The following is a 25,232-nucleotide window of genomic DNA, read 5'->3' as shown; positions in this document are numbered from 1 at the left end:
ATCGATACAAAACAAAACCCCCGGCCTGGGCCGGGGGTTCTGGTATCACTCGTCGAGGAAGGAGCGCAGATGCTCGCTTCGCGTCGGGTGGCGCAACTTGCGCAGCGCCTTGGCTTCGATCTGACGGATCCGCTCACGGGTCACGTCAAACTGCTTACCGACTTCCTCAAGGGTGTGGTCGGTATTCATGTCGATGCCGAAACGCATGCGCAGTACCTTGGCTTCACGGGCAGTGAGGCCGGACAGTACGTCGCGAGTCGCTTCTTTAAGGCTCTCAACGGTGGCGACATCGATTGGCGACTGCATGGTCGAGTCTTCGATGAAGTCACCCAGATGGGAGTCTTCGTCATCACCGATCGGGGTTTCCATGGAGATCGGCTCTTTAGCGATCTTCAATACCTTGCGGATCTTGTCCTCAGGCATTTCCATGCGTTCGCCCAGCTCTTCCGGGGTCGGTTCGCGACCCATTTCCTGCAACATCTGCCGGGAAATACGGTTGAGCTTGTTGATCGTCTCGATCATGTGCACCGGAATACGGATGGTGCGGGCCTGGTCGGCGATCGAGCGAGTGATCGCCTGACGGATCCACCAGGTGGCATAGGTCGAGAACTTGTAGCCGCGACGGTATTCGAACTTGTCCACAGCCTTCATCAAGCCGATGTTGCCTTCCTGGATCAGATCGAGGAATTGCAGGCCACGGTTGGTGTACTTCTTGGCGATGGAGATCACCAGACGCAAGTTCGCTTCAACCATCTCTTTCTTCGCGCGGCGGGCCTTGGCCTCACCGATCGACATGCGACGGTTGATGTCCTTGATCTCGGCAATCGTCAGACCGGTTTCGGTCTCAAGCGCGGTCAGCTTCTGCTGGCAACGGATGATGTCGGGCTGCAGGCGACCAATGGCTTCGGCGTATTTCGCCTTGCCCTTGGCCAGTGCGTCGGTCCAGCTTTCGTCAACTTCGTTGCCCGGGAACTGGCGCAGGAAGTCGGCACGCGGCATGCGTGCATCACGCACACACAGCTGCATGATTGCGCGTTCTTGTGCACGCAGACGCTCAAGGGCGCTGCGAACACGCTCAACCAGGCCTTCGAATTGCTTCGGTACCAGCTTGATCGGCATGAACAGCTCAGCCAGGGCCAGCAGCTCGGCAATTGCCTGCTTGTTGGCGCGACCGTGCTTTTTCAGGGCCTTGCGGGTGATTTCCATTTGATCGGAAACCGCACCGAAACGCTGGGCAGCAATGATCGGATCCGGACCGCTTTCGACTTCATCTTCGTCATCGCCGCTGGCTTCAGCGTCGTCGTCTTCGGAATCGTCGTCGGCTTTCGCGGCCTTGGCATCGACAGGCGGTGGTACTTCGGCGGCAGGCGGCGCAATGCCGTCGTCCGGATCGATATAACCGCTGAGGACGTCGGACAGGCGGCCACCTTCGGTGGTGACGCGAGTGTACTCGGAGAGAATGTGGTCAACCGTGCCTGGGAAGTGCGCGATTGCGCCCATCACTTCACGGATACCCTCTTCGATACGCTTGGCGATTTCGATTTCGCCTTCACGTGTCAGCAACTCGACGGTACCCATTTCACGCATATACATGCGCACAGGGTCAGTCGTGCGACCGATGTCGGTCTCCACCGCGGCCAGCGCGGCAGCGGCTTCTTCAGCGGCTGCCTCGTCGGTATCGGCGTCGGCCAACATAAGGGCGTCCGCATCCGGAGCACTCTCGTGTACGGGGATCCCCATGTCGTTAATCATGCGGATGATGTCTTCCACCTGCTCTGGATCTGAAATATCCTCAGGCAGGTGATCGTTGACCTCTGCGTAAGTCAGATACTTCTGCTCACGACCAAGGGTGATCAACTCTTTGATACGAGACTGCTGTTGCGCTTTTCCGGACATAACACCCTATCCACTGAAGGTCTTGGCGGGCAAAAAACAAGCCGAGGATTATACCCGAGCTATGACCTCACACGCCAGCTGAGGTCGGGTTTGATGCGGAAACATTCTGTTTTAAGAGGTCGCGCATCTGTTTTGCTATCTGAATTTGCTCTTCAGCCGACAATCCCGGCTGCCTTGCTCTCTTGATCAGTTCATCGAGGGTCTGCGTGTGCTGACCCGCGGATAACCTAGTAATGGTGTCTAAAAACTGTTGTTCAAGGTTGTCGCCGTCAATTAGCCACTCCTTTTCCGCGAGGGCTTTCAACAAGCGGCCTTGTTCGGTTCCATGCCAACGAGCCATCAGCTGAATAGAGTTTAGCTTAGGATTTTTCTGCACGGCTTCGATCAGGGCGATCAGCACCTGAGCGTAAGTGTTGCTCTCGTTGGCAAAATGTTCGGCACTTTCAACCTTGCCCGCCAGTTGCGGGTGGTGGATAAGCGTGCGCAGGGCAATCAACGTCGGTGCCTCTACGGCAACCGGCGTGCGCGGGGCGTAGGCTTCGTCGCGATCACCGCGCTTGCCGTTCTTGCTCCAGGGCTTCTTGTCCCATTTCTTGCCGCCGGCGCCGGGTTTTTTCGGCGTCCATTCCTGCTGTGGCGCGTAGGCCTCCTGCGGTTGATGGAAATCCGAATAGTCCGGCATGGCGTCGTAATCCATGCCTGGGTCGTAGGCAGGCGGCGCGTCCTGCGGGGCGTTGTGCACCAGCTGGCTGACGGCTTCACCGCTCAGTCCGGTGATTTCGAGCAGGCGCATGCGCATCAGCGATTTCAGGTTCGCGCCTGGGACTTTGTCGATCAGCGGCGCAGCGAGGGTGGCCATGTGGGCTTTGCCTTCAAGCGAGCGTGGATCGGCTTCTTCGGTCAGTTGCTGGAAGAAGTAGTCGGCCAGCGGCTGTGCATGTTGGTTGATGCGCGCGCGGAACGCGTCGGTGCCTTCGGAACGGACCAGGGTGTCCGGGTCTTCGCCTTCGGGCAAAAACAGAAAGCGAGCGCGGCGCCCGTCCTGCAGGCTCGACAGCGTGGCTTCGAGGGCGCGCCAGGCGGCGTTGCGGCCGGCCTGGTCGCCGTCGAAGCAGAACAATACGCTGGGCACCACGCGAAACAGGCGCTTCATGTGTTCTTCGCTGGTCGCGGTGCCAAGGGTGGCCACCGCATTGCGCAGGCCTTGCTGAGCCAGCGCGATCACGTCCATGTAGCCTTCAACCACAATGATTTCATCGAGGTTGCGGTTGTTCTTGCGCGCCTCGAACAGCCCGTACAGCTCCTGACCCTTGTGAAACACCGGGGTTTCCGGGGAGTTCAGGTATTTGGGCTTGTCGTCACCCAGCACGCGGCCGCCGAAGGCGATGATGCGGCCCCGACTGTCGCGGATCGGAAACATCACGCGGTCGCGGAAACGGTCATAGCGCTTGCCGGTCTCAGCGTTTTCCACCAGCAGGCCGGCATCGATCATGGCTTTTTGCTGCAGGGTGTCGCTGCTCAGGTGCTTGTAGAGGTTGTCCCAGCCCGGCGGGGCGAAACCGAGGCCGAAGTCACGGGCGATTTCACCGGTGAGTCCGCGACCCTTGAGGTAGTCGACGGCGGCCTTGCGCTGCGGATGGCTTTTAAGCGCCTGACGGTAGAACTCGGCAGCGGCCGTCAGCAGCGGGTACAGCGGCGAATCGGTAGGCTGGCGCGGTTTGTGCGCACGGCCACTTTCCTCGCGGGGGATTTCCATGCCGGCGGCTTTGGCCAGTTCCTCGACGGCCTGGGGGAAGTCCAGGTTGTCGTGGTCCATGATGAAGCCGAGGGCGTTGCCGCCGGCGCCGCAGCCGAAGCAGTAGTAGAACTGCTTGTCAGGGCTGACGCTGAACGAGGGGGTCTTTTCTTTGTGGAACGGGCAGCAGGCGGTGTAGTTCTTGCCGGCCTTCTTCATTTGCACGCGCGAGCTGACAACATCGACGATGTCGGTGCGGTTCAGAAGGTCGTCAATAAAGCTCTGGGGAATCAGCCCGGCCATGGCGTTCTCGTCATCACTGCGTGTAAATGAGGGCCCGTGAAGTGTTCAAGCGCGCGTATCGAGTGCTCGAGCATCTAGCGTCTGCATGGGGTGTACGGAAGTGTATCTGCCGAATATTCACTGACGTTAGTTTCTAATCAGTCTTCGGTGTGGAAATGTTGCCCTGACGCCCGGTATTGGCCAACGGTGGGCCTCGGAAACGCCTTGATGGGCACAGTCGATCCAGTTGATCGCCTGTTTATGGAATAAGTGTGCTCGTCAGTAGCCTTGTTAGGCTCGTCAGAAGAGACGTGCACCGCTGGCAGAAGAGCCAGTCCTGACGTGTGAAGCAGTGTCTCGGTCGCGTGTGCGGCGTCGACGGTGAAGCATCAAGCGATATCCGCAAATGCCAACAGCCCGGCTGAGGGCCGGGCTTGGCAGAAGCTTGCTACGAACGTCTGTGTATTAGTACAGACGAACGGCGCGGCGCTGCTCGCGCTGAACTTTCTTGGCGTGACGCTTAACAGCGGCTGCTGCTTTACGCTTACGCTCAGAAGTTGGCTTCTCGTAAAATTCGCGGCTACGAACTTCAGCCAGAACACCGGCTTTTTCGCAGGAGCGCTTGAAACGACGCAGAGCTACGTCGAAGGGTTCGTTCTCTTTTACTTTGACGGCTGGCATCCAGAGCTACCTTCTTTCATTACCGGGATCAACGTTCTCGTCGCAAAAAATTCGCGGCTGAGGTCGTCGGTTTTTAAGGGTTGCGGATGTTAACCCCTCATTGCCCGGAATGCAAAGCCTCTGATCGAAAACCGCTAGTCGGGAGGGGGAGTGGCGACTATTATGCCCGCCTTCGAATTCAGCCTCTACAAGGCGCAAACCCATGCTAGTACTGGGACTTGAAACCTCCTGCGACGAAACCGGTGTCGCACTTTACGACAGTGAACGCGGGCTCCTGGCCGATGCGCTGTTCAGTCAGATCGACCTGCACCGCGCTTATGGCGGCGTGGTGCCCGAGCTCGCCAGCCGTGATCACGTCAAGCGCATGCTGCCGTTGATTCGCCAGGTGCTGGATGAAGCCGGTTGCGTGCCGACCGAGATCGACGCCATTGCCTACACCGCTGGCCCCGGATTGGTCGGAGCCCTGCTGGTTGGGGCCTCTTGCGCCCAGGCGCTGGCCTTCGCCTGGGGGGTTCCTGCCCTGGGTGTGCACCACATGGAAGGCCATTTATTGGCGCCGATGCTGGAAAAAACACCGCCGCAGTTCCCGTTCGTCGCTTTGTTGGTTTCCGGCGGTCATACGCAGCTGGTCCAGGTCGACGGGATCGGCCAATACACGTTGTTGGGCGAGTCGCTGGATGACGCTGCCGGTGAAGCATTCGACAAGACCGCGAAGATGATGGGGCTCAATTATCCCGGTGGTCCGGAAATCGCCCGGCTCGCCGAAAAGGGCGTGCCGGGCCGCTACACCTTCCCGCGCCCGATGTGCGATCGGCCGGGCCTGATGTTCAGCTTCAGCGGCTTGAAAACCTCGGCGCTGAACACCTGGCAGCAGAGCGTCAGCGCCGGGGACGACAGTGAGCAAGCCCGTTGCGACATCGCGCTGGCGTTCCAGCAGGCCGTGGTGGAGACTTTGACCATCAAGTGCAAGCGTGCCCTGAAACAGGCTGGCATGAAGCGCCTGGTGATCGCAGGCGGCGTCAGCGCCAACAAGGCCTTGCGCGCTTCGCTGGAGAAAATGCTCGGCGACATGAAGGGCGATGTGTTCTACGCGCGGCCGGAGTTCTGCACCGACAACGGCGCGATGATCGCCTATGCCGGTTGCCAGCGCCTGCAGGCCGGGCAACATGAAAGCCTGGCGATCAGCGTGCAGGCACGTTGGCCGATGGAGCAGTTGTCACCGCTGTGAGGTGCCGCGTGGGCCGGGCGCATCGGGGGGTATTTAAAAATGCCGTTCGCGCCCGGCAAACAGGTCGCGTAAATTGCCCCGGTGGCGCCAGACGATCAGCAGCGTCAACACGCTCATCGGCAGCAGCGCTGCCGGTTCCTGCCACGCCAGCAACGGCAGGGTGAGCGGGGTGGCGATCAATGCGGCCAGTGAGCTGGTGCGGGTCAGGTAGAACGTCAGCAGCCAGGCCAGCACGGCCAGCAACGCCGCCGGCGGGTAGATCCCCAGCAGCATGCCGGCTGCCGTCGCGACCCCTTTGCCGCCGCGAAAGCGGAAGTACAGCGGAAACAGATGGCCCAGGACGGCGCACACGCCCACCCAGGCTTGCTGCTGCAGGGGCAGGCCGGCAGCATTGGCGATCAGTACGGGCAAGAGGCCCTTGCAGACGTCGCCGAGCAACGTCAGGACGGCAAGTTTCTTGCCCGCCAGGCGCAACATATTGGTGGCGCCGGCATTGCCTGAGCCACTCATTCGCGGGTCGGGATTTCCCGTCAGGCGGCTGAGCAAAATGGCAAAGGACAGCGAGCCGAGCAGGTAGGCGAGAATCGCCAGTGACCAAAACATGCTAACTATTCCGGGCGAGGACGCCCTGATTCTAACGGGGCATCGCGCCCTTGTCGTGCTGCGGAGAAGAGTGCTTGGACAGAGTGTTTATCGAAGGCCTGGAAGTCGACACCGTGATCGGGGCCTACGACTGGGAGCGTGGCATTCGCCAATGTCTGCGCCTGGACCTGAGTTTTGCCTGGGACAATCGCCCGGCGGCTGCGGGTGACGACCTGACCCTGGCCCTGGATTACGCCAGCGTGTCCGCGCGTATCCAGGCCTTTGCCGAGCAGTCCCAGTACCAACTGGTGGAAACCTTCGCCGAGCGCCTGGCCGAAGTGCTGATGAGTGAGTTCCAGATTCCCTGGCTGCACCTCAAGTTGACCAAGCCGGGAGCCGTGCCGGCTGCCAAGGGCGTGGGCGTGGAGATCGAGCGCGGATGTCGCTAACTCAGGTTTACCTTGGTCTCGGTAGCAATATCGAGCGCGAGCCGCGTTTGCACGCAGGCCTGGACGCCCTGGCGAGCTTTTTGACGGATATGCGCTGCTCGGCGGTGTTCGAAAGCCAGCCGGTGGGCATCAAGAGCGGGCCCTTCTTCAACCTGGTGGTGTCGGGCTATACCGACCTGCCGTTGATGGAGCTGGACCGTCGGCTCAAGTTCATCGAGGCCGATAACGGTCGCTATGCGCCAGACCGCAAGGGCCTGCCGCTGGACATCGACGTGCTGCTGTATGGCGAACTGGTGGGCAATTTCGATGGTTTGATCCTGCCGCGTGCGGAGATCCTGAAGAATGCGTTTGTGCTGTGGCCGCTGTCGTTGATGGCGCCGGAGCGTGTGCACCCTGAGGTCGGCAAGACCCTGGCTGAGTTGTGGCGCGATGCACAGATTGACCAGGTGCTGGCCCCGGTCGCATTTGAGTGGCAAGGCCTGCAACTGACGCCGAACACACTCCTGTAGAAGTCCGGCTTGCCGGCGATAGCGACCGCGGATACGCGATCGCCGGCAAGCCGACTGCTACAGGGCGTGGTGTTCCTTGTAGATTTTTAATGCCTTGAGCCGTTCGCGCTTGAGTGCCTCGCCCAACTCCGGGCCTTTGAAACCCTTCTCCAGCAAGGGCGCGACTGCCACTTCGCGCGCGACCTTGGCCGCGCCGCGCAAATAATCCGCCTGTGGATAACTCCTTTGCTCCAGGCCTTTACGGCCTCGCGCGTCCATCTCACAACTCACCACAAACTCTTCAAAGCGCTGCGGCCGCCGGTAGACATCGAAACTCTGCAGCAAATCCAGGAGTGTCGAGGCTTTGAGCTCCAGGGCGCGATGGCCATGGGTGTGATACTGGCCGACCAGCAGTGCCAATTCCTGGCAGTCCCTGGGCACCTTGAAGCGCTCGTTGACCGCCTTGATCAGCTTCAAGCCACGGTGTTCGTGGGCAATATGCTGTGGCAACTTATCCACAGGCGTTAATCCCTTGCCCAGGTCATGCAGCAGGCAGGCCCAGCGCACGGTCAGCGGCTGTTGGTGCAAGGCGGCCTGCTGCAGCACGCTCAAGGTGTGTACGCCGGTGTCGATCTCGGGATGATGGGCTTCGGGTTGTGGCACGCCGAACAGTGCGTCCACTTCCGGCATCAATGTTTTCAGCGCGTTGCAGTCGCGCAGGACCTGGATAAAGACCTGTGGCTGATCTTCCATCAGTGCGCGGGAGATTTCTTTCCAGCTGCGCTCTGGCGTGAGGGCCTCCAGTTCACCGGATTCGCTGAGCTGACGCATCAGTTCCAGGGTCTCGGGTGCGACGGTGAAGCCCAGGCGTGCGTAGCGCGCGGCAAAGCGGGCAACACGCAGTACACGCAGGGGATCTTCGGCGAACGCGGGGGAAACGTGGCGCAAGATGCGCGCTTCAAGGTCGCGTTGGCCGTGGTAAGGGTCGGTCAGGCTGCCGTCGTCGTCTTCGGCCATGGAGTTGATGGTCAGGTCGCGGCGGATCAGGTCTTCTTCCAGCGTGACCTCGGGGCTGGCGTGGAATACAAAACCACCATACCCCCTGCCGCTCTTGCGTTCAGTGCGGGCCAGGGCGTATTCATCGCCGTTTTTCGGGTCCAGGAATACCGGGAAGTCAGCACCCACCGGCTTGTAGCCCTTGGCGAGCATCTCTTCGGTCGTTGCACCGACGACGACGCGGTCGATATCGGTGACCTCGATGCCCAGCAGGCGGTCCCGTACGGCGCCGCCGACTTTGTAGATTTTCATGAAAAAGCCTCCATTAGCGGCACAGGATACCGCCTGTGCCTGACCAATGGAGGCTTTGCTGTTTCAGAGATGAACGACGGCCAGGTCCAGGCGGCCGTAGTCGTTGTCGTTGTGATCGCTGCGCGGCGGCACGTGGTGGGTCTTCATCACCTGATCGCCCTGCAGGGTCTCCAGGTGGATGTCGAACCCCCACAGCCGATGCAGGTGCTTGAGCACTTCCTCGGTGGATTCACCCAGCGGTTTGCGGTCGTGCTGCTGATGACGCAGGGTCAGCGAGCGGTCGCCACGTACGTCGATGCTGTAGATCTGCACGTTGGGTTCACGGTTGCCCAGGTTGTACTGCGCCGCCAGGGTTTCGCGGATCACGCGATACCCGGGTTCGTCATGGATGGCTGGTACCACCAGGTCATCCTTGAGGTCGTCATCCAGAATACTGAACAGCTTGAGATCGCGAATAACCTGAGGCGACAGGTACTGCAGGATGAAACTCTCGTCCTTGAAGCTGCTCATGGCGAACTTGATGGTCGAGAGCCAGTCGCTGCCAGCGATCTCCGGGAACCAGCGGCGATCCTCCTCGGTGGGGTGTTCGCACATGCGCCGGATGTCGCGGTACATGGCAAACCCCAGGGCATACGGGTTGATGCCGCTGTAGTACGGGCTGTCAAAGCCCGGCTGGAACACCACGCTGGTGTGGGACGTGAGGAACTCCATCATGAAGCCGTCAGTGACCAGGCCTTCGTCGTACAGGTCGTTCATCAAGGTGTAGTGCCAGAACGTCGCCCAGCCTTCGTTCATCACCTGGGTCTGGCGCTGTGGATAAAAATACTGGGCGATCTTGCGCACGATGCGCACGATTTCCCGTTGCCATGGCTCCAGCAGCGGCGCGTGTTTTTCCAGGAAGTACAGGATGTTTTCCTGAGGTTCGGCGGGGAAGCGTGCATTGTCCTTGTCGTTGTTTTTGCCGGCTTTTTTAGGAATGGTGCGCCACAGGTCATTGATCTGCTTCTGCAGATGCTCCTCGCGCTCCTTCTGGCGCAGGCGTTCTTCCTCGGCGGAAATCGGATAAGGGCGTTTGTAGCGGTCAACGCCGTAGTTCATCAGGGCGTGGCAGGAGTCGAGCAGGTCTTCCACCGCGTCGATGCCGTGGCGTTCCTCACACTGCATGATGTACTGCTTGGCGAATACCAGGTAATCGATGATCGAGCTGGCATCGGTCCAGGTGCGGAACAGGTAGTTGCCCTTAAAAAAACTGTTGTGGCCGTAGCAGGCGTGAGCCACCACCAACGCCTGCATGCAGATGGTGTTTTCTTCCATCAGGTAGGCGATGCACGGGTCGGAGTTGATCACGATCTCGTAGGCAAGGCCCATCTGCCCGCGGGTGTAGGACTTCTCGGTGCTGAGGAAGTGTTTGCCGTAGGACCAATGGTGGTAACCCAGAGGCATGCCGACAGAGGCGTAGGCATCCATCATCTGTTCGGCGGTGATCACTTCGATCTGGTTGGGATAGGTGTCCAGGGCATAACCCGCCGCGATGCGGCTGATTTCCCGGTCATAGGCCTGGATCAGTTCGAAGGTCCATTCAGACCCCGTGGAAATGGGTTGGCGCTTATGCTCTTTTTTGGCGGTCATGTCACTAACCTGCGCTGGAAGAGTTCACGGAAGACCGGGTAGATATCGCCGGCCGAGACCAGTTGCTGTTGCGCGAATGTATCGGCAAAGGCTTCGCCGATGCGCTCGTATTCGAACCACAGGGCCTGGTGCTCACGGGGGGTGATCTCGACGTACGTGTAGTACTGCACGAACGGCATGATCTGGTTGATCAGGATGTCGCGGCAGATCGGTGAATCGTCGTTCCAGTTGTCGCCGTCGGAAGCCTGGGCGGCGTAGATGTTCCACTCGTTGGCCGGGTAGCGTTCGGCCATGATCTCCTGCATCAGCTTCAGGGCGCTGGAGACGATGGTGCCGCCGGTTTCCCGTGAGTAGAAGAACTCCTCCTCGTCGACTTCCCGGGCGCTGGTGTGATGACGGATAAACACCACGTCGATCTTGTCGTAGTTCCGCTTCAGGAACAGGTACAGCAGGATGAAGAACCGCTTGGCGATGTCCTTGGTTGCCTGGGTCATGGAGCCGGACACGTCCATCAGGCAGAACATCACGGCCTTGGAGCTGGGGTTGGGCTGCTTGACCAGCAGGTTGTACTTGAGGTCGAAGGTGTCGAGAAACGGCACGCGGTGGATACGCGCGCTGAGCTTTTCGATTTCCGCCTCCATTTCCTGAATATCGCCGAAGTTGTCCGGTTCTTCGCGTTTCAAGCGTGCCAGTTCTTCCTTGGCTTCCTTCAGTTTGGCGCGGCTGCTGCCGGACAGGGCGATACGCCGGGCGTGGGCCGAGCGCAGGGTGCGAATGATGTTGATCCGGGACGGGTTGCCCTCGTTGCTGATCCCGGCGCGTACGGTCTTGTAGGTATCGGTGCCGGTCAGGTTGCGCTTGACCAGGTTGGGCAACTCCAGGTCCTCGAACATGAACTCGAGGAATTCTTCCTGGGTGATCTGGAACACGAACTCATCCATGCCTTCGCCGGAATTGCCGGCCTTGCCAGGACCCTTGCCGCCGCCACCGCCTTGGGGGCGCTGGATATGTTCGCCGGTGGTGAATTCCTTGTTGCCGGGATGCACGACGGTCTGTTTGCCGCCCCGGCCATGGTGAAGCACCGGTTCGTCGATGTCCCTTCCGGGAATGCTGATCTGTTCGCCATGCTCCATGTCGGTGATGGAGCGGCGGCTGACGGCCTCTTCAACGGCCTTTTTGATGTGGTCACGGTAACGCCGCAGGAAACGCTGGCGGTTTACCGTGCTCTTGTTCTTGCCATTGAGGCGTCGGTCGATCACATAGCTCATGGGGAGCCCTCCGGGCAGCTTCACGTTACAAGCTTCAAGCCGCGAGCTGGAAGCTTAGAGACAAGCGGTCAGCTGCCAGGCCAAAGACCTGGCAGCGCACGCCTGCCGCTGCCTTACTGCGATTTACGAACTCGCAGGTACCACTCGGAGAGCAGCCGTACCTGTTTGTCGGTGTAGCCACGCTCGACCATTCGTGTGACGAAGTCGTTGTGTTTTTGCTGATCCTCCTTGCTGGCCTTGGCATTGAAGCTGATGACCGGCAGCAGATCCTCGGTGTTGGAGAACATTTTCTTCTCGATGACCACCCGCAGCTTCTCGTAGCTGAGCCAGGTGGGGTTCTTGCCGTTGTTGTTGGCGCGAGCGCGCAACACGAAGTTGACGATCTCGTTGCGGAAATCCTTCGGATTGCTGATACCGGCGGGTTTTTCGATTTTTTCCAGTTCCTCGTTGAGGGCCACGCGGTTGAGGATTTCGCCGGTTTCCGGGTCGCGGTATTCCTGGTCCTGAATCCAGAAGTCGGCGTACAGCACGTAGCGGTCGAAAATGTTCTGGCCGTATTCGCTGTAGGACTCCAGGTAAGCCGTCTGGATTTCCTTGCCAATGAACTCGATGTAGCGAGGTGCCAGGTATTCCTTGAGGAAGCGCAGGTAGCGCTCGCGGGTTTCGGCCTGGAATTGTTCCTGTTCGATCTGCTGCTCCAGCACATACAGCAAGTGCACCGGGTTGGCGGCAATCTCATGGGGGTCGAAGTTGAAGACCTTGGACAGGATCTTGAACGCGAAACGTGTCGACAGGCCGTTCATGCCCTCATCCACACCTGCCGTGTCGCGATATTCCTGGATCGACTTGGCCTTGGGATCGGTGTCCTTGAGGTTTTCGCCGTCGTATACGCGCATCTTCGAATAGATATTCGAGTTCTCCGGCTCCTTGAGGCGCGACAGCACGGTGAACTGGGCGAGCATCTTCAGGGTGTCGGGTGCGCAATGCGCCTTGGCCAGGGAGCTGTTGAACAGCAGCTTGTCGTAGATCTTGATCTCATCGCTGACGCGCAGGCAGTACGGCACCTTGACGATGTAGATCCGGTCGATGAAGGCCTCGTTGTTCTTGTTGTTGCGGAAGGTGTGCCATTCCGATTCGTTGGAGTGGGCCAGCAGGATCCCGGTGAACGGAATCGCGCCGAGGCCTTCGGTACTGTTGTAGTTGCCTTCCTGGGTGGCGGTGAGCAATGGGTGCAGCACCTTGATCGGCGCCTTGAACATCTCCACGAACTCCATCAGGCCCTGGTTGGCCCGGCACAGTGCGCCCGAGTAGCTATAGGCGTCGGCGTCGTTCTGTGGGAATTCTTCCAGTTTGCGGATATCGACCTTGCCGACCAGCGCCGAGATGTCCTGGTTGTTCTCGTCGCCAGGTTCGGTCTTGGCCACGCCGATCTGGTTGAGGATCGATGGGTAGAGTTTCACGACGCGGAACTGGCTGATGTCGCCGCCGAACTCGGCCAGGCGCTTGGTGGCCCAGGGCGACATGATGGTGTTGAGGTAGCGGCGTGGGATGCCGAAGTCTTCTTCGAGGATCGCGCCATCTTCCGTGGCGTTGAACAGGCCCAGGGGCGACTCGAAGACCGGTGAGCCCTTGATGGCGTAGAAGGGCACCTTCTCGATCAGTTGTTTGAGTTTTTCGGCCAGGGACGATTTACCGCCGCCGACGGGGCCGAGCAGATAGAGGATCTGTTTCTTCTCCTCCAGGCCTTGGGCGGCGTGGCGGAAGTAGGAGACGATCTGGTCTATGCATTCTTCCATGCCGTGGAAGTCTTCAAAGGCCGGATAGCGGCGGATCACCTTGTTGGAGAATATTCGCGACAGGCGCGAATTGTTGGCGGTTTCCACCAGCTCCGGCTCGCCAATCGCCAATAGCAGGCGCTCGGCGGCAGACGCGTAGGTGCTGCGATCCTGTTTGCACAGCTCGAGATACTCTTGAAGCGTGAGTTCTTCCTGCTGTGTGGATGCGAAGCGTTGTTGGAAGTGGCTGAAAATACTCATGACGTCGTCACCTCGCTCGATACGTGGAGCCGACGCCGGATCAATCAGTCGATGCTGGCAGTCATTGACGAACGCCAATGGCCGTTTTCCCCCCAGAACACCCTGAAACGCTACCGATGACCCGCACGCCGGTGTACCGGCTCTCCCCTGATTCGGATGGCCTGCGCTTAAGGATAGTTCGGAATCGGAGAGGTCAAGGCGCGATGCGCAATTAGTTTGGCTGCGCCGTTCGTCAGAAGCGGCGCGAGCCCAAGCGTCACGCGGGGTAGCGGGGTGTGAAAAAAATTATTGCGAATCCCCTGAAGCAATTTCTGCAGGATACGTCGTACGCCACAGCTCAAAGCCACCGTCCAGGCTGTAGACGTCGGAGAAGCCCTGGCTGACCAGATAAGCGGCCGCGCTCTGGCTGGAGTTGCCGTGGTAGCAGGCCACGATCAGCGGCGCGTCGAGGTCGGCGGCGCGGATGAAATCGGCGATGTTGACGTTGTCCAGGTGCTGGGCACCGGTGATGTGACCTGCCACATAAGTCGGCTGGTCACGGATGTCGACCACCACGGCACCTTGCTCGCGCAGGGCCTGGGCTTGTTCGGGAGGGATACGTTTGAATTCGCTCATGGCGGGCTCCTTGGGCATTGCGGCGGCGTCTAGCGCTTGGCGGCAGCCGGCAGTGTAACGGGAAGGGTGGATTGACACTGGCAGCCGTGGCGCTCGCCGGTGTCGATGTTCATCAGGGTCATGGTGCCGCCCCACACACAGCCGGTGTCGAGGGCGAACACGCCGGGCTCGTCGCATTTACCCTCAAGGGCCGCCCAGTGACCGAAGACAATCTGCGTGTCGCGGGTCTTGCGCTCTTTATGGGCGAACCAGGGCTTGTAGCCGGGCAGGGCGGTGTCGGCGCCTTCCTTGCTCTTGAGGTCCAGCTTGCCCTCGGCGGTGCAGAAGCGCATGCGGGTGAAGTAGTTGGTGATGACCCGCAGGCGGGTCACGCCGGTAAGGTCGTTGTCCCACTTCACTGGCTCATTGCCGTACATGCCGTCGAGGTAGGTGGTGTAGAGGGTGTCATCAGCCAGCGCGGTCTCGACTTCGGCGGCGCACTTGAGGGCTTTCTTCAACGTCCACTGCGGCGGGATGCCAGCATGCACCATGGCCATGTTGCGGCCTTCGTCGTAATGCATGAGTTTTTGCCGACGCAGCCAGTCGAGCAATTCGGCCCGATCCGGGGCTTCGAGGATCTCGCGCAGGGTGTCGCCCTTTTTCAGGCGTTCGATGTTATTGCCGGCCGCCAGCAAGTGCAGATCGTGGTTGCCGAGTACGCACACCAGCGAGTCGCGCAGGCTATAGAGGTAGCGCAGGGTCTCCAGCGATTGCGGGCCGCGATTGACCAGGTCACCCACCAGCCACAGGCGATCATGCGACGGGTCGAAGGCGACGCGCTCGAGCAGGCACTTGAGGGGCTCCAGGCAGCCTTGCAGGTCACCGACCGCGTACGTCGCCATCAGTGCAGGGCTCCCGGCACGGCGAGGCGAAAGGGCGCAATGACGGCGTCGAACAGTTGGCCGTCGGTGGCTTTCATCTGATAGGAACCTTGCATGGTGCCGACCTTGGAGGTCATCACCGTGCCGCTGCTGTAGGTGTGGCTGGCGCCAATGTCGATCAACGGTTGCTGGCCGACCACCCCGGCGCCGCGCACTTCCTCGACCTGGCCGTCACCGTCGGTGATCACCCAGTGGCGTGACAGCAGCTTGGCCGGCACCAGCCCGTTGTTTTTCACCGTGATGGTGTAGGCAAAGGCGAAGCGGTTCTGTTCAGGTTGCGATTGGTCCGCCAGGAAGCGGGTGACGACGCTGACGTCGATCTGGTAGCGAGGATCGGACATGCAAGAGGCCTTAAAAGCAAAAGCGGAGGACAGCAGATGCGGATCAGTCTAGGCCAATAGGTGGGCACTAGGCCAGACATGCCGTCTGGCCGGGTGGGCACGCCCTTGTCAGAGCCGGCTTGTTGGCGATAGCGAGTTTGAGGGCGCCATCGCCGGCAAGCCGGCTGCTACGGGGTTATTCGACGGCGGGGGCGGGCTGAATGGCAAGCTGGTCCGCCAGGCGCACGAACGCCGCCAGATCCAGTTGCTCGGGGCGCAGGCTGCCGTCGACGCCGGCGGCTTCGATTTCGGCGTTGCTCAGCAGCGCCTTGAGCGTGTTGCGCAGGGTCTTGCGGCGCTGGTTGAACGCTTCGCGCACCACGCGCTCGAGCAGCTTGTGATCCTTGGCCGGGTGCGGCAGCACGGCGTGCGGCACCAGGCGCACGATGGCTGAGTCAACCTTGGGCGGTGGATTGAACGCACCTGGGCCGACGTTGAACAGATGTTCCACGCGGCAGTGGTACTGGACCATGATCGACAGGCGGCCCCAATCACCACCACCAGGCCCTGCAGCCAGGCGTTCGACCACTTCTTTTTGCAGCATGAAGTGCATGTCGCGGATGATCCCGGCGTTGTTCAGCAGGTGGAAAATCAGCGGTGTGGAGATGTTGTACGGCAGGTTGCCGACTACGCGCAGGCTGTTGGGCGCGGCATTGAGGGTGTTGAAGTCGAACTTCAGTGCGTCGCCCTGGTGCAGATTGAAGTTGGGCTTGCCAGCGAACTGCTGGTTGAGGATCGGGATCAGGTCCTTGTCCAGTTCCACCACGTCCAGTTGGCCGCCGCTGGCCAACAGGCCTTGGGTCAGTGCGCCCTGGCCCGGGCCGATTTCCAGCAGGCGGTCTTCGGGCTTGGCATGGATGGAGCGCAGGATGCGGTCGATCACGCCAGCGTCGTGCAGGAAGTTTTGCCCGAAGCGCTTGCGCGCCCGGTGTTGGTAATGCTCAGTCATATACGGGTCTCGGCCATCTGATAGGCGGTTTCCAGGGCCACGTGCAGGCTGCCGGTATCGATCTTGCCGCTGCCTGCCAGGTCCAGGGCGGTGCCATGGTCGACGGAGGTGCGGATGATCGGCAGGCCCAGTGTCACGTTGACTGCGGCGCCGAAGCCTTTGTATTTCAGCACGGGCAGCCCCTGGTCATGGTACATCGCCAGCACTGCATCGCAGTGCTCCAGATATTTGGGGGTAAACAGAGTGTCTGCAGGCAACGGGCCGCGCAGGTCCATGCCTTCTTGGCGCAGACGCTCCAGGGTTGGTTCGATGATGTCGATTTCTTCATGGCCCAAATGGCCGCCTTCACCGGCGTGGGGATTGAGCCCACAGACCAGGATGCGCGGTTGGGCAATGCCGAATTTATGTTGCAGGTCGGCGTGCAGGATGCGCGTTACGCGTTCGACACGTTCAACGGTGATGGCGTCGGCGATCTCGCGCAGTGGCAGGTGCGTGGTCACCAGGGCGACCCGCAGGCCGCGCGTGGCCAACATCATCACGACTTGTTCGGTGTGCGTCAGCTCGGCAAGGAATTCGGTGTGGCCGGAAAAGGCGATACCGGATTCGTTGATCACGCCCTTGTGTACCGGCGCGGTGATCATGCCGGCGAAGTCGCCGTCGATGCAGCCCTGGCCAGCACGTGTCAGGGTTTGCAGGACAAAGGCCGCATTGGCCTTGTTCAGCTGCCCGGCCACGACCTTGGCTGCAAGCGGGGTGTCCCACACGTACAGGCTGCCGGCAGGAGCAGGTAGGTCAGGCCAGTTGCCCGGCGCCACGTCCAGCAGATTGACCGCCACACCCAGCTGCGCGGCCCGCTCAAGGAGCAGGTCACGGCTGGTAATGGCAATCAGGGGGTGTGGCTGGGGTTGCGAGGCGAGCAGCAGGCACAGGTCTGGACCAATGCCGGCCGGCTCGCCGGGTGTCACCGCGAAACGCTGGGGTTTCACTGGGCTGCCTGGTCGGTGCCTGTTTGCTCGGCGCCTGGCAGCTTGTTCTCTACATAAGCTTCGTCACGGATCTGACGCAGCCAGGTTTGCAGCTCTTCGTCGTATTTGCGGTTACGCAGTACGTTCAGTGCTTGTTGCTCGCGGGCTTGACTGGTGTTGTCGGTGGCGCGACGGCCAAGGACTTCCAGTACGTGCCAGCCATATTGGGTCTTGAACGGCTTGGACAGCACGCCTTGTGGCGTCTCGGCCATCACCTGCTGGAACTCCGGCACCAGGGCCTTCGGGTCGATCCAGTTCAAGTCGCCGCCGTTGAGGGCAGAACCCGGGTCTTCCGAGAAGCTCTTGGCCAGGGTGGCGAAGTCTTCACCGCTTTCGATGCGGTCATAGATCTTCTGGGCCAGTTCCTTGGTTTGCGCTTCGCTGCGGATTTCGCTTGGTTTGACCAGGATATGACGAACATGCACTTCGTCTTTCAGCGAGGTCTCGCCGCCACGTTTTTCCAGGAGCTTGAGGATGATGAAGCCACCCGGCGTGCGTGCAGGCTGGGTGATGCCACCGACTTCCATCGCGCTCAGCTCGCGGTCGAACGGAGGTGGCAATTGAGCAGCTTTACGCCAGCCCATGTCACCGCCTTCGAGGGCGTTGTCGCTGCCCGACTGGGCGATCGCCATTTGGGCGAAGTCGGCACCGGCCTTCAGGCGATCATAGATAGCCTGGGTCTTGGCCGCAGCGGCATTCAGCTGCTCGGATGTGGCGCTGTCAGGCGTGGCGATCAGGATGTTGGCCAGGTGCAGCTCTTCGGACAGCTGCATCTTGCCCAGGTCCGACGCCAGGAAGTTCTTCACTTCCTGCTCGGACACCTGAACGCGTTCGGCCACACGACGCTGGCGCACACGGCTGATGATCATTTCACGACGGATCTGGTCACGGGCGTCCTCATAGGACAAACCATCGTGGGCCAGGGCCGCGCGGAACTGGTCAATGCTCATGTTGTTGCGCTGGGCAATGGTGCCCACGGCCTGGTTCAGTTCTTCATCCGAAATACGGATGCCGGAACGGTCGCCGATCTGCAGTTGCAGGTTCTCGACGATCAGGCGCTCAAGCACCTGCTGGTCCAGGACGCTGGTAGGCGGCACGCCACCGCCACGCTTGGCGATGGTTTGCTGGACTTCCTTGACGCGCTGGTCCAGTTGGCTCTGCATGATCACGTCGTTATCGACGATGGCCACTACTTTATCCAGTTCTTGAACCGCAGCGTGAGCCGATGCGGTACCCAGGAACAGCGCGCCCAGCACTAGCGGGCGCAGACAATCAGAAAGCTTGGTCTTCACGTTCACGATAACCTTCAATGCCTTTGTCGAGGAAGCTCTCTACCTTGGCGCCGGTCAGGCCGCCGAGTCCTTTGAGGACGATTTGCAGGAAGAGCCCGTGGTCACCCTTTTCGTTAAGCGGGGCGATCTGGCTGTATTCGTCGTTGGAAACCCAGTAACGGTTGATCAAGCGCAGTTTCCAGCAGCAGTTGTCGTACTCGAAACCACCGAAGGCTTCCAGGGTACGGTTGCGAGCGTAGTCATACTGCCAGCGGGTGATCAGGTTCCACTGTGGAATGATCGGCCACATCATCGAGAAGTCGTGTTGCTGGATTTTGTAGTAATCCTTCACGAAGTTCGGATCGCCTGGCTGGCCATAGTCACCACCGAACTGCCATTTGCCGGTCAGCTGGTTGTAGACGACCTGGTCGTTACGATAGCGATAGCCGACGTTGATGATCTTGTTCGGGTTGTCTTCCGGCTGGTAGTGGAGCATCGCGCTGCCGGAACGAGGACTGTGATTCTCGGTGTCCCAGTTGTAGTCGGCAGTGGCGCGCCAGTCGCGGTTGAAGCGGAACTCGTAGTCCAGGGCGATTGGCGAGACATCGGACTGTGCATCGGCACGGTCGGAAGCCAGGATGCCCGGCAGTTGCACTTCACGATCCTTGAAGTACAGCGCCTGGCCCACGGATACGCGCTGACGCTCGAAGCCGTTGTCTTCGATCCAGCGGCTGGTCAAGCCCAGGGACAGCTTGTTCTCGTCGCCGATACGGTCGGAGCCGCTGAAGCGGTTGTCGCGGAACAGAGACGCGTAGCTGAACGAGTACTCGCTGGTGTCAAACACCGGGATATCGCTCTGGTCCTTGTTCGGTACGTACAGGTAGAACGCACGCGGCTCAAGGGTCTGGCGATAGTCTTTGCCGAACCAGTTGGTGTTGCGATCGAAGTACAGGCCGCTGTCGATGCTGGCCACCGGAAGCGCACGGTCCTGGGAGCTCTTGAAGGTGCCGCCCGCGTACGGGTTGGCAGCGGTGGCATTGGCCTGATCAGTAACAATCTGGTTCTTGCCGATGTTGTCCAGGTCCAGGTCGTACTTGGTGTAGACGTACTTGAGCTTCGGCGTCACGAAGCCGTAGGTCCAGTTCATCGGGTATTCGACGGCTGGCGCTACGTTCAGGCGAGTACCGTTTGCACGGGTCAGGCCACGAACATAGGTGTCCAGGCGCGGTTCAATCTCGCCGTTTTCGTTGGTGAAGCTACCGTTTTCCAGGTCGCGGTCGAAGCGTACGGCTTCGGTCTCGTAGCTGAAGTTCAAGCCACCTGGATGGTACGGCAGGGTACCGTTGAAGGTGATCTGCGGCAGGCGGTCATACGGGGTGACCTGGGAAATCGTGGCCAACTGGTAGGCCTGCAGGTTCAGACGTGCCTGGAAGGTGTCGCCGCGATAAGTGACGGAACCCTGCTGGTTGACGTAGTCCTGGCTCTCGACACCTTCCTGGTAGGACTTGAGGTCCTGGAAGTAGTAAGGATCGCTGATCGTGGTGTAGTCGACCTGGGTCAGTACACGCGAATCCAGCCCGCCCTTGTGTTGCCAGTTGAGCATGTAGCGGGTTTTTTCGTAATCGGTCTGGCGCTTGCGTTCGTCGTTGTCGTCGTTCAGGTACGCGCCGCCGACCTGGCCTTCGCTGGACTTGGTGAGGTAGCGGAACTCGCCTTCCATCATCAGGCCGCGCTTGGTCATGTATTGCGGGTACAACGTGGCGTCATAGTTGGGCGCCAGGTTGAAGTAGTACGGCGTTACCAAGGTAAAGCCGGTTTCGCCGCCGCTGCTGAAGCTAGGTGGCAGGAAGCCGGATTGACGACGGTCGTCGATCGGGAAATAGATATACGGGGTGTAGAGGATCGGGATGTTCTTGACCCGCAACGTCGCGTTGGTAGCCGTACCGAAGCCGGTGGCCGGGTTCAACGTGATGTTGTTGCCCTTGAGCTGCCAGGCGTTGCTGTCTGGCTCGCACGTGGTGTACGTACCGTCCTTGAGACGGATGATCGCGTTCTCGGCACGCTTGGCGTACAGCGCATTGCCGCGGATGCGCGACTTGTGCAGCACGTACTCGGCGTTGTCGATCTGCGCCGCGCCGGTGTCCAGCTGGACCTCGGCGTGGTCGCCGACGATCAGGGCACCGTTGTCGCGCATGCGCACATTGCCGTTCAGCTCGCCGCGGTTTTCAGCCTGGTACAGGCTGGCTTCCTCGGACTCCAGCTGCATGCTGCCCTGGCGCATGACGACGTCACCGGCCAGGGTCGCGACCTGTTGTTCCTGCTCGTAGCGAGAGGCCTTGGCACCGATGAAGGTGGGCGCATCGCTCTTGTTCGTCTTGTCGTTCATGCCAGGACGAATCGGCTCGATGTACGCACCGCCGCAGTAAGGACCGGTTTCGGCCAACTGGGCTGCGGTCAGCTTGTCGCGCGGTACCCAGTCCAGGTGGCTGTAGTCGGCGCTGCGCGAACGCAGGCCACGGCCCTTGGATTCGGTAACCAGTGCGGTCTTTGGCTCGGCATCGGCTTTGCCACCGGTATCGGCCTGAGCCGTACTGTTGGCCGAGCTGACGGCAGCGCCGTCATGCACCGGGCGCGGTGGTAGAGGGGCAGCGGCGGTTTTCGGCGCGCAATCCCAGGCACCCGAAGCAGAGACTGAGCAGTCATACTGTTCCGCGGCGACCACGAATGAGGTGGCGAAGGGTTGCATGGCCAGCAGACTGCCGGTTACCAGCAACGGAAATTTTCTACGAAACGCGGGGGATTTCAATGCCATCTTATTAGTCCGGGCTTCCTGCGTGCCATCTGCCCGCGGTGTGGGCCGCACGCCTCTCGATGGTCTGAAAAAGATGCGTGATAATAAAGCATGACCCGCTTGACGGCTAGCGCCGTCGGAGACCCTTGTAATGCCCGAGCAAGATCTACGTTTACAACAGCTGGAAGTCTGGCTGGATGAGCAGTTGCCGATCCTTTTCAACGCTCAAGGCTGGGGTGCCGTACCCCCGGCCACATTGACCGCGGCCAGCAGCGACGCGAGTTTCAGGCGGTATTTCCGGTGGGAAGGGGGTGGTCGCACGTTCGTCGTGATGGACGCTCCACCCCCCCAGGAAAACTGCAAACCTTTCGTCGATATCGCTCATTTGCTCGCGAAGTCCGGCATAAATGTTCCAAAAATTTATGCAGAAGATTTGTCGCGAGGCTTTCTTTTACTCAATGACCTGGGCAGAAAAACCTACCTGGACGTCATCGACGAGCAAAACGCCGACCGATTGTTCGCCGATGCCATCGATGCATTGCTGGCCTTTCAGCAGTTGCCGATGGATGCGCCGTTGCCCAGCTACGACGTCGCCTTGCTGCGCCGCGAGCTGGAATTGTTTCCGGAGTGGTACGTGCGCAGGCACCTGGGTATCGAGTTCGATACACAGCAGCAAGCGCTCTGGCAGCGTGTCAGTGATCGGCTGATCGACAGCGCCCTGGCGCAGCCCAAAGTGCTGGTGCACCGCGACTATATGCCACGCAACCTGATGATCAGCGAGCCGAACCCCGGCGTGCTGGATTTCCAGGACGCGGTCTACGGCCCGGTCACCTACGACATCACCTGCCTGTTCAAGGATGCATTCCTCAGTTGGCCCCAGGCCCGCGTACGGGAATGGCAACGCGGCTATTGGCAGCGCGCGGGGCAGGCCGGCATTGCGGTGCAGGCGGATTTCGACGAGTTCCTGCGCGCCAGCGACCTGATGGGCGTCCAGCGTCACCTCAAGGTTATCGGCATCTTCGCGCGCATTTGCCATCGCGACGGCAAGCCCCGTTACCTGGCCGACGTGCCGCGCTTCTTTGCTTATATAGAGGCAGTGCTGGCCGAGCGTGCCGAGTTGAGCGAGCTGGCTGAGTTGCTGACCAGCCTGCGCCAGCCCGCCGAGGCCAGCGTATGAAGGCGATGATCCTGGCGGCGGGCAAAGGCGAGCGCATGCGCCCGCTCACCTTGCACACGCCCAAGCCGCTGGTGCAGGCCGGTGGCAAGCGCCTGATCGAATATCACCTGGAGGCGCTGGCCAAGGCCGGCTTCACCGATATCGTGATCAACCACGCCTGGCTGGGCCAGCAAATCGAAAGCTACCTGGGCGACGGCGCGCAATTTGGCTTGCGCATCCGCTACTCCCCGGAAGGCGAGCCGCTGGAAACCGGCGGCGGGATTTTCCAGGCCTTGCCGCTGCTGGGGGATGAACCCTTCCTGGTGGTCAATGGTGATATCTGGACCGACTACGATTTCACCCGGCTGCGCCAACCGCTGCAGGGCCTGGCGCATCTGGTGATGGTCGACAACCCGGCGCATCACCCCTCCGGCGGTGATTTCTACCTTGATCAAGGCGTGCTTCATGATGCGGCGCCCGGTGCCGATAACCTGACCTTCAGTGGCATTTCAGTGCTCGACCCGAAATTGTTCGCGGGTTGCAGTGCCGGTGCCTTCAAGCTGGCGCCGCTGCTACGCGCGGCGATGGCCAAAGGTTTGGTGACGGGGGAACACATGGCGGGACGCTGGATTGATGTCGGCACGCTGGAGCGCCTGGCGCAAGTCGAAACCCTGCTGACAGCGGGGCAGTAGCATGTTGTGGCCAGGGACGCTGATCGGCGCCGGGGCTGGCTTTGCCATTGCCAGCATTCCGGGGGCCTTGTTGGGTGCGCTGTTGGGTCAGGCGCTGGACCGCCGCCTGCAACTGCAAAGCTGGGCACAGTTGCGCGAGCGCCTGGGCGGGCGCCCGGCGTTGCGCAATGATGAATTATTGTTCGTGCTGCTGGGGCGCCTGGCCAAGAGCAATGGTCGCGTGGTGGACGGGCATATCCAGCAGGCGCGCCAGGAGATGCGTTCGCTGGACATGACCGACTCGGCCCAGCGCCGGGCGATCGCGGCGTTTAATCGCGGCAAATCCGGGTCTGACCGTGTGCGCACCTACCTGCGTGTGCTCAAGGCTCAGCCGCATGCAGCCGAAGGTGTGTTGCGTGCGTGCTGGCGGATGGTCTGGGCGGACGGCCGGGCGGATGACGCCGAGCGTGACCTGATCGACCTGTGGGGCAAGTGGCTGGGCTGGACGCCGCAGCAACTGCAGGCACTGGCCGCGGACTACACGCCGGAGCGCAAGCCATTGGTCAATCGCGGTGGCAGTTATCAGGACGCGCTGCGTTTGCTTGGCGTGACCTCCACCAGCGAGCCGTCGGTGATCAAGCGCGCCTACCGCCGCCTGCTCAGCCGCCACCACCCGGACAAGATTGCCGGCAGTGGCGCAACTCCCGCGCAAGTGCGTGAGGCCACCGAGCGCACCCGCGAATTGCACAGCGCCTATGCGTTGATTCGCGAGCGCCGGGATTTCCGTTAAGTCATGCGATGTGAGTGTGACAACCCTATTGTGGGAGCGAGCAAGCCTGCTCCCACAGGAGGTCTGCGGTTTTCCTGAAAGTCGGGGTTAGTCGCTGCTTGCCTGCGGGCTCAGCCAGCCGCGAATCCGCCGATACAACTGCTCCTGCTCGGCCGCGCTGTTGCCGGGCAGGGTCTTCAATGTCACTTGCTTATACCCTTCATTCTTCAAGCGCTTGGCCGCCTGCGCACGGGCCAGGGCGTTTTTGCGTGCCTGGGCGGTGTCTTGATAGAAGACATCGGCGGTCGGCAGTTTCAGGCCGGGAGCCAACTGCTCGACGTCCGGTTGGCGACCGGTGGGCGTCTGCGCCGCGACCATGACAAATTTCTGTACCTGGGACGGCTGCTTCTCGCTCAAGTAACGCGCGGCCCACCAGGCCCCGGTGCCATGACCGACCAGCGCCACACTGCGTGCGCCCTGGGTCTGGGCGAAGGCCACGGCGGCATCGATGCGCGCGAAGATGCGTGAGGCGTCGGTCTTGTCTTGCTCGTCGGCGCCGGGTACCACGGCCGGGTCAGTGCCTTCGGCTTCGGCACTGGCGGCCTGTTCGATGGGTTTGTCGGCGGTGCTCGCGTCTTTGCTGCTGGTGTCGACAGTGGCCTTGGACGCTTCCATGACGCGCGGCGGCAGCGTGTCCATGCTGGTGTCCGGCAACGACAGGCTGAGACTGCCCCACCCGGCGTCCGGAAACTTGCGCCGCAACGGGCCGATTGCTTGCGGCCAGTCAGCATTTTCGCCGGCGCCCGGTACGATAATCACCACGCCTTCGGGCTCGGCGCTGTTGGCCGGTTTCCACAGGGCGAGGAATGAGTCGCTGCCGGCCTGCAACTGTTGCTGTTCCTGTTGCGGGATTTTTCGCTCAAGGGCACTGGCTTCTTCCTGGCTGCGCTCGGGCAAGGGCAGGCGTTCGGCCGGTTTTTCCGCCGTGGGCGCGGGTGCATCGGCCGCCTGTACGGAAAAGGCACTGGTAAAGAGAAGCGACAGGCACAATGCTGGCAGTGCCGAACGGTGGAGAAAGGGCATCGTTAATTCCCGGCCAGAAG

Annotated in this window: 22 protein-coding genes; 6 read left to right on the top strand and 16 right to left on the bottom strand. The window is 60.8% G+C overall.

What is annotated here, in order from left to right:
* Nucleotides 1–45 precede the first annotated feature (45 nt).
* The 3 genes from rpoD to rpsU all read right to left on the bottom strand — a co-directional run bounded on the left by rpoD (nucleotide 46) and on the right by rpsU (nucleotide 4,594).
* Entirely contained in the window at nucleotides 46–1,896 is a 1,851-nt protein-coding gene (gene rpoD / locus JFU04_RS26875) for an RNA polymerase sigma factor RpoD (protein WP_065904657.1), read from the bottom strand.
* A 67-nt stretch (nucleotides 1,897–1,963) separates the two neighbouring features.
* Nucleotides 1,964–3,934 (bottom strand): DNA primase, encoded by a 1,971-nt coding sequence (gene dnaG, locus JFU04_RS26870; RefSeq protein WP_201146002.1) that lies wholly within the window; start codon nucleotides 3,932–3,934, stop codon nucleotides 1,964–1,966.
* A gap of 444 nt (nucleotides 3,935–4,378) precedes the next feature.
* On the bottom strand, nucleotides 4,379–4,594 hold the full coding sequence (gene rpsU, locus JFU04_RS26865; RefSeq protein WP_002551877.1) for a 30S ribosomal protein S21: 216 nt from the start codon (nucleotides 4,592–4,594) through the stop codon (nucleotides 4,379–4,381).
* A 202-nt stretch (nucleotides 4,595–4,796) separates the two neighbouring features.
* Here rpsU and tsaD point away from each other — a divergent pair, with 202 nt between their 5' ends.
* The gene (gene tsaD, locus JFU04_RS26860) at nucleotides 4,797–5,822 is read left to right on the top strand and encodes a tRNA (adenosine(37)-N6)-threonylcarbamoyltransferase complex transferase subunit TsaD (RefSeq protein WP_201146001.1); all 1,026 of its coding nucleotides are present in this window, start codon (nucleotides 4,797–4,799) and stop codon (nucleotides 5,820–5,822) included.
* Nucleotides 5,823–5,855: 33 nt separating this feature from the next.
* Here tsaD and plsY read toward each other — a convergent pair whose 3' ends face one another.
* Nucleotides 5,856–6,425: a glycerol-3-phosphate 1-O-acyltransferase PlsY gene (plsY, locus tag JFU04_RS26855; protein WP_201146000.1), complete on the bottom strand. Its 570-nt coding sequence runs from the start codon at nucleotides 6,423–6,425 to the stop codon at nucleotides 5,856–5,858.
* Between the two features lie 74 nt (nucleotides 6,426–6,499).
* Here plsY and folB point away from each other — a divergent pair, with 74 nt between their 5' ends.
* Entirely contained in the window at nucleotides 6,500–6,853 is a 354-nt protein-coding gene (folB, locus tag JFU04_RS26850; RefSeq protein WP_015886183.1) for a dihydroneopterin aldolase, read from the top strand.
* Nucleotides 6,844–7,362, top strand: a complete 519-nt coding sequence (gene folK / locus JFU04_RS26845; protein ID WP_201145999.1) for a 2-amino-4-hydroxy-6-hydroxymethyldihydropteridine diphosphokinase — start codon at nucleotides 6,844–6,846, stop codon at nucleotides 7,360–7,362. The genes folB and folK overlap by 10 nt, the downstream gene beginning before the upstream one ends.
* Before the next feature lie 57 nt (nucleotides 7,363–7,419).
* Here folK and JFU04_RS26840 read toward each other — a convergent pair whose 3' ends face one another.
* The 11 genes from JFU04_RS26840 to JFU04_RS26790 form a co-directional block, all read right to left on the bottom strand.
* The gene (locus tag JFU04_RS26840) at nucleotides 7,420–8,649 is read right to left on the bottom strand and encodes a multifunctional CCA addition/repair protein (protein WP_201145998.1); all 1,230 of its coding nucleotides are present in this window, start codon (nucleotides 8,647–8,649) and stop codon (nucleotides 7,420–7,422) included.
* Nucleotides 8,650–8,712: 63 nt separating this feature from the next.
* Entirely contained in the window at nucleotides 8,713–10,278 is a 1,566-nt protein-coding gene (locus JFU04_RS26835; RefSeq protein ID WP_065904645.1) for a SpoVR family protein, read from the bottom strand.
* Nucleotides 10,275–11,546 carry a YeaH/YhbH family protein gene (locus JFU04_RS26830; protein ID WP_065904643.1) on the bottom strand — a complete coding sequence of 424 codons (1,272 nt, stop codon included), beginning with the start codon at nucleotides 11,544–11,546 and terminating at the stop codon, nucleotides 10,275–10,277. Before JFU04_RS26830 ends, JFU04_RS26835 begins: the two co-directional genes overlap by 4 nt.
* Nucleotides 11,547–11,659: 113 nt before the next feature.
* Nucleotides 11,660–13,582: a PrkA family serine protein kinase gene (locus tag JFU04_RS26825; RefSeq protein WP_003194732.1), complete on the bottom strand. Its 1,923-nt coding sequence runs from the start codon at nucleotides 13,580–13,582 to the stop codon at nucleotides 11,660–11,662.
* A 285-nt stretch (nucleotides 13,583–13,867) separates the two neighbouring features.
* On the bottom strand, nucleotides 13,868–14,197 hold the full coding sequence (glpE, locus tag JFU04_RS26820) for a thiosulfate sulfurtransferase GlpE (RefSeq protein ID WP_065904641.1): 330 nt from the start codon (nucleotides 14,195–14,197) through the stop codon (nucleotides 13,868–13,870).
* A 29-nt stretch (nucleotides 14,198–14,226) separates the two neighbouring features.
* Nucleotides 14,227–15,078, bottom strand: coding sequence for a symmetrical bis(5'-nucleosyl)-tetraphosphatase (locus JFU04_RS26815; protein WP_201145997.1), 852 nt, complete (start codon nucleotides 15,076–15,078; stop codon nucleotides 14,227–14,229).
* Nucleotides 15,078–15,458, bottom strand: a complete 381-nt coding sequence (apaG, locus tag JFU04_RS26810; protein ID WP_065904636.1) for a Co2+/Mg2+ efflux protein ApaG — start codon at nucleotides 15,456–15,458, stop codon at nucleotides 15,078–15,080. The genes JFU04_RS26815 and apaG overlap by 1 nt, the downstream gene beginning before the upstream one ends.
* A gap of 175 nt (nucleotides 15,459–15,633) precedes the next feature.
* Nucleotides 15,634–16,446, bottom strand: a complete 813-nt coding sequence (gene rsmA, locus JFU04_RS26805; protein ID WP_065904634.1) for a 16S rRNA (adenine(1518)-N(6)/adenine(1519)-N(6))-dimethyltransferase RsmA — start codon at nucleotides 16,444–16,446, stop codon at nucleotides 15,634–15,636.
* Nucleotides 16,443–17,432 (bottom strand): 4-hydroxythreonine-4-phosphate dehydrogenase PdxA, encoded by a 990-nt coding sequence (gene pdxA / locus JFU04_RS26800; RefSeq protein WP_065904632.1) that lies wholly within the window; start codon nucleotides 17,430–17,432, stop codon nucleotides 16,443–16,445. Before pdxA ends, rsmA begins: the two co-directional genes overlap by 4 nt.
* Nucleotides 17,429–18,769 (bottom strand): peptidylprolyl isomerase, encoded by a 1,341-nt coding sequence (locus JFU04_RS26795; RefSeq protein ID WP_065904630.1) that lies wholly within the window; start codon nucleotides 18,767–18,769, stop codon nucleotides 17,429–17,431. Before JFU04_RS26795 ends, pdxA begins: the two co-directional genes overlap by 4 nt.
* The gene (locus tag JFU04_RS26790) at nucleotides 18,744–21,554 is read right to left on the bottom strand and encodes an LPS-assembly protein LptD (RefSeq protein WP_201145996.1); all 2,811 of its coding nucleotides are present in this window, start codon (nucleotides 21,552–21,554) and stop codon (nucleotides 18,744–18,746) included. The genes JFU04_RS26795 and JFU04_RS26790 overlap by 26 nt, the downstream gene beginning before the upstream one ends.
* Before the next feature lie 130 nt (nucleotides 21,555–21,684).
* Between JFU04_RS26790 and JFU04_RS26785 the strand changes: the two genes are divergently transcribed.
* From JFU04_RS26785 to JFU04_RS26775, 3 genes are read left to right on the top strand one after another with little or no spacing between them, the layout of a single operon-like run.
* Nucleotides 21,685–22,710 carry an aminoglycoside phosphotransferase family protein gene (locus JFU04_RS26785; RefSeq protein ID WP_065904623.1) on the top strand — a complete coding sequence of 342 codons (1,026 nt, stop codon included), beginning with the start codon at nucleotides 21,685–21,687 and terminating at the stop codon, nucleotides 22,708–22,710.
* Nucleotides 22,707–23,381 carry an N-acetylmuramate alpha-1-phosphate uridylyltransferase MurU gene (murU, locus tag JFU04_RS26780; RefSeq protein WP_065904621.1) on the top strand — a complete coding sequence of 225 codons (675 nt, stop codon included), beginning with the start codon at nucleotides 22,707–22,709 and terminating at the stop codon, nucleotides 23,379–23,381. The genes JFU04_RS26785 and murU overlap by 4 nt, the downstream gene beginning before the upstream one ends.
* 1 nt (nucleotide 23,382) lies before the next feature.
* Nucleotides 23,383–24,150 carry a TerB family tellurite resistance protein gene (locus JFU04_RS26775; RefSeq protein WP_106802477.1) on the top strand — a complete coding sequence of 256 codons (768 nt, stop codon included), beginning with the start codon at nucleotides 23,383–23,385 and terminating at the stop codon, nucleotides 24,148–24,150.
* Nucleotides 24,151–24,237: 87 nt separating this feature from the next.
* On the opposite strand, the gene JFU04_RS26770 is transcribed toward JFU04_RS26775, so the two are convergent.
* On the bottom strand, nucleotides 24,238–25,212 hold the full coding sequence (locus JFU04_RS26770; RefSeq protein ID WP_201145995.1) for an alpha/beta hydrolase family protein: 975 nt from the start codon (nucleotides 25,210–25,212) through the stop codon (nucleotides 24,238–24,240).
* Nucleotides 25,213–25,232 lie beyond the last annotated feature (20 nt).

The sequence above is a fragment of the Pseudomonas sp. TH21 genome, assembly GCF_016651025.1.
In the GTDB taxonomy this organism is placed as follows: domain Bacteria; phylum Pseudomonadota; class Gammaproteobacteria; order Pseudomonadales; family Pseudomonadaceae; genus Aquipseudomonas; species Aquipseudomonas aylmerensis.
Note: the sequence above shows the minus strand (reverse complement) of the source record. Positions and strands in the feature narration are given on the sequence as shown.

Excerpts from the sequence above, each read along its gene's own strand:
- apaG (WP_065904636.1), bottom strand. The coding sequence starts at position 15,458 with ATGTCCGATCCTCGCTACCAGATCGACGTCAGCGTCGTCACCCGCTTC.
- dnaG (WP_201146002.1), bottom strand. The coding sequence starts at position 3,934 with ATGGCCGGGCTGATTCCCCAGAGCTTTATTGACGACCTTCTGAACCGC.
- JFU04_RS26830 (WP_065904643.1), bottom strand. The coding sequence starts at position 11,546 with ATGAGCTATGTGATCGACCGACGCCTCAATGGCAAGAACAAGAGCACG.
- JFU04_RS26840 (WP_201145998.1), bottom strand. The coding sequence starts at position 8,649 with ATGAAAATCTACAAAGTCGGCGGCGCCGTACGGGACCGCCTGCTGGGC.
- JFU04_RS26775 (WP_106802477.1), top strand. The coding sequence starts at position 23,383 with ATGTTGTGGCCAGGGACGCTGATCGGCGCCGGGGCTGGCTTTGCCATT.
- JFU04_RS26815 (WP_201145997.1), bottom strand. The coding sequence starts at position 15,078 with ATGGCGACGTACGCGGTCGGTGACCTGCAAGGCTGCCTGGAGCCCCTC.
- rsmA (WP_065904634.1), bottom strand. The coding sequence starts at position 16,446 with ATGACTGAGCATTACCAACACCGGGCGCGCAAGCGCTTCGGGCAAAAC.
- rpoD (WP_065904657.1), bottom strand. The coding sequence starts at position 1,896 with ATGTCCGGAAAAGCGCAACAGCAGTCTCGTATCAAAGAGTTGATCACC.
- JFU04_RS26835 (WP_065904645.1), bottom strand. The coding sequence starts at position 10,278 with ATGACCGCCAAAAAAGAGCATAAGCGCCAACCCATTTCCACGGGGTCT.
- tsaD (WP_201146001.1), top strand. The coding sequence starts at position 4,797 with ATGCTAGTACTGGGACTTGAAACCTCCTGCGACGAAACCGGTGTCGCA.
- folK (WP_201145999.1), top strand. The coding sequence starts at position 6,844 with ATGTCGCTAACTCAGGTTTACCTTGGTCTCGGTAGCAATATCGAGCGC.
- JFU04_RS26790 (WP_201145996.1), bottom strand. The coding sequence starts at position 21,554 with ATGGCATTGAAATCCCCCGCGTTTCGTAGAAAATTTCCGTTGCTGGTA.
- JFU04_RS26785 (WP_065904623.1), top strand. The coding sequence starts at position 21,685 with ATGCCCGAGCAAGATCTACGTTTACAACAGCTGGAAGTCTGGCTGGAT.
- glpE (WP_065904641.1), bottom strand. The coding sequence starts at position 14,197 with ATGAGCGAATTCAAACGTATCCCTCCCGAACAAGCCCAGGCCCTGCGC.
- rpsU (WP_002551877.1), bottom strand. The coding sequence starts at position 4,594 with ATGCCAGCCGTCAAAGTAAAAGAGAACGAACCCTTCGACGTAGCTCTG.
- murU (WP_065904621.1), top strand. The coding sequence starts at position 22,707 with ATGAAGGCGATGATCCTGGCGGCGGGCAAAGGCGAGCGCATGCGCCCG.
- JFU04_RS26770 (WP_201145995.1), bottom strand. The coding sequence starts at position 25,212 with ATGCCCTTTCTCCACCGTTCGGCACTGCCAGCATTGTGCCTGTCGCTT.
- plsY (WP_201146000.1), bottom strand. The coding sequence starts at position 6,425 with ATGTTTTGGTCACTGGCGATTCTCGCCTACCTGCTCGGCTCGCTGTCC.
- JFU04_RS26825 (WP_003194732.1), bottom strand. The coding sequence starts at position 13,582 with ATGAGTATTTTCAGCCACTTCCAACAACGCTTCGCATCCACACAGCAG.